The sequence below is a fragment of the uncultured Campylobacter sp. genome, assembly GCF_938045535.1.
GTDB lineage: Bacteria > Campylobacterota > Campylobacteria > Campylobacterales > Campylobacteraceae > Campylobacter_B.
On record NZ_CALIMQ010000118.1, the window covers coordinates 1 to 2,361 of the forward strand.

Sequence of the window (2,361 nt, forward strand, 5' to 3'; positions counted from 1 at the left end):
GATCATAAAGCGATGGTCGATGCGCTCGGCAAAGGCGATAAGATCATAACTAGCGGTGGCATAAAATGCACGGTCGTGAAAACAAACAATGATTTTATCACAGTTAAGCTTAACGATGAGGTCATGGTCGAGCTAGATAAACAATTCGTGGCAAGAAAATTAGATGAGCAGTAAAATTTCATACCGCCTACTAATCTTTTTAGCTGCGGTGATCTTTTCGGCGATTTTTGCCGCGCCTTCGATCTTTCAGACCGAAAAGGGAAGCAAGATAAACTTGGGTTTGGATCTGCAAGGCGGCCTGCATATGCTTTTGGAGGTTCAAAGCGACGAGGCGGTCGTTTCAAAGATCAAATCGATCGCTGCGAGCGTCAATTACGCCGCCAAGCGCGATGATCTGCTAATGGACGGGCTAAAATTGGAAGGCGATTCGTTTGAGTTTGAAATTTTAGACGCGGACGAGGCTTCTAAATTTGATGCGATTTTGCATAGCGCCGCAAGCGGATTAGACATTCAAAAATCGGGCGAAAAATACCGCGTCACGCTAACGCCCGAGGAGATTGAGGCTACTAAAAAATACGCGATTGAACAGGCCGTCGAGACTATCCGAAACCGCTTGGATCAATTCGGACTTGCGGAGCCTACGGTAGCAAAGCAGGGCGAGAGTTATATTTTGGTTGAGCTTCCGGGCGTCAAAAGTGCAGCGGATGAGCAGCGCGCAAAAGATCTGATCGCCAAAGCGGCTCACTTGCAGCTTATGGTGGTGGACGACGTGCGCCAAGACCGCGCGCAGACTATCAGCGCGGCGGATGCCAGAGCTTACGGCGACGTGATCTATCCGGACGTTAAAAATCCGAATTACAAGTATCTCATAAACGAAATTCCTGTCCTTGATGGCGCGATGCTAGTCGATGCGAAGGTAGCTTTCGATCAGCACACCAACCAGCCGATCATAAATTTTACGCTGAACTCTCAAGGTGCTCAAATTTTTGGCGATTTTACCGGCAAAAACGTCGGCAAACGCCTAGCTATCGTACTTGACGGCAAGGTTTACTCCGCACCGCGCATTAACGAGCGCATCGGCGGCGGCAGCGGTCAGATCAGCGGCGGATTTAGCGTCGAGGAGGCGCACGACGTAGCGATTGCGCTTAGAAGCGGCGCGCTTTTAGCTCCGGTTAAAGTATCCGAAACGCGCAGTATCGGTCCTAGCCTAGGACAGGATAGCATCGATAAAAGTATGGCGGCGCTTAGTCTTGCAGCGGTTGCGATTTTGATCTTTATGATTTTATACTATGGCGTAGCGGGGCTTTTTGCCGATATCGCGCTTGTAGTCAATATTTTATTTCTAATCGCTTGTATGGCGCTTTTTGGTGCAACGTTAACGCTTCCTGGAATGGCTGGAATCGTACTAACTATCGGAATGGCGGTAGATGCGAATGTCATCATTAACGAGCGCGTTAGAGAGGTGCTAAGGACGGGAGTTTCAATCCGCCAAAGTATAAATAAAGGCTATGAAAATGCGATGAGCGCGATCGTGGATTCAAATATCACTACGCTAATTACTTCTGCTGCGCTTTATGCTTACGGCACCGGTCCGGTGAAGGGCTTTGCCGTCACGATGAGCATCGGTATCGTAGCGTCGATGATAACGGCTATTTTAGGCACTCACGGAATGTTTGAGTTAGTAATGGATAAGATGGAAAAGAGCAAAAATACCGCGCTTTGGCTCGGTTATAAAGTAAGAGGAGGCGCAAATGCAAGTGTTCGATAAGGGCAAAATTTATGATTTTATGAAATTTAGATATTTTACCTTCGCGCTTTCTGCTGTTTTGATAATAGGCTCTATTGCGCTATTTTTCATTAAGGGCATTAATTACGGCATCGATTTTAGCGGCGGTACACTCATTCAGGTTAAATACGACGCTAAAGCACCGCTTGATGAGATCAGAAAACGCTTCGAGGCAGCAAATTTAGGCAATATCAACGTTACGGAATTCGGTAGCGATCAAGAAGTTACGATTAGATATTCGGGCGCTGCGAGCGAACTGGGCGATAATCCCGCTTTAGCGGCGCAAAAAATTTTGCAAGGTAGTGGAAACTTCGACATTCGCAAGGTCGATATCGTAGGTCCTAAAGTCGGCGAAGAGCTTCGCACAAACGGAATTTTAGCGGTATGTGTGTCGTTTGCACTCATTTTGGTTTATATCACCCTGCGGTTTGAGTGGAGATTTGCGATTGCAGCCGTACTATCGGATCTGCACGATGTCGTAGTTGCTGTAGGTGCGATGATTTTAGCCGGTGTGGATTTCAACCTTGAAATTCTAGCCGCACTGCTAACTATAATGGGCTACTCGCTTAACGATA

At 47.3% G+C, this 2,361-nt stretch carries 3 protein-coding genes; all 3 read left to right on the forward strand.

Annotated features, from left to right (window positions below; translation table 11 throughout):
- Positions 1 to 12 precede the first annotated feature (12 nt).
- Positions 13 to 174, forward strand: a complete 162-nt coding sequence (locus Q0095_RS03725) for a preprotein translocase subunit YajC (RefSeq protein ID WP_297881479.1) — start codon at positions 13 to 15, stop codon at positions 172 to 174.
- Positions 164 to 1,768 (forward strand): protein translocase subunit SecD, encoded by a 1,605-nt coding sequence (gene secD, locus Q0095_RS03730; protein WP_297881475.1) that lies wholly within the window; start codon positions 164 to 166, stop codon positions 1,766 to 1,768. The genes Q0095_RS03725 and secD overlap by 11 nt, the downstream gene beginning before the upstream one ends.
- A partial coding sequence (secF, locus tag Q0095_RS03735) for a protein translocase subunit SecF (RefSeq protein ID WP_297881477.1) occupies positions 1,752 to 2,361 on the forward strand: 610 nt, incomplete at its 3' end. The genes secD and secF, both read left to right, overlap by 17 nt.

Coding starts and splice junctions, on each gene's coding strand:
- Q0095_RS03725 (WP_297881479.1), top strand. CDS start 13: ATGGTCGATGCGCTCGGCAAAGGCGATAAGATCATAACTAGCGGTGGC.
- secD (WP_297881475.1), top strand. CDS start 164: ATGAGCAGTAAAATTTCATACCGCCTACTAATCTTTTTAGCTGCGGTG.